Annotated in this window: 1 pseudogene; it reads right to left on the bottom strand. The window is 29.7% G+C overall.

Annotated features, from left to right (window positions below):
• Positions 1–283: pseudogene (locus tag AWN68_RS19140) on the bottom strand (hypothetical protein); the annotation flags it as partial.

Genomic DNA, 283 nt, shown 5'->3' with positions numbered 1-283 from the left:
ATTGCTCAATGCAATTTTTAGGTAAATAAAAAATAAAGAAAACCTATGATAAAAGAAACGAATAAAACGAATCTTATATATCAACCCGTTTCCATATACAATAGGCACTCTAACTACTTTGACATCATCAAGAGTCTCAATCTGCGGTAACTTAGAGTCTTTCAATACGGCTAAAATAGTAACGTCATAGCCATTTTGTTGAAGAGAAAGTGCTTGATTTAAAACTCTATTATCGTTCGTCAATTCATTATAGACTATTGATAATACTTTATTCTTAATCATG

Source organism: Roseivirga echinicomitans (genome assembly GCF_001592935.1).
In the GTDB taxonomy this organism is placed as follows: Bacteria; Bacteroidota; Bacteroidia; order Cytophagales; family Cyclobacteriaceae; genus Roseivirga; species Roseivirga echinicomitans.
This window is presented reverse-complemented; position numbering and strand designations above follow the sequence as displayed.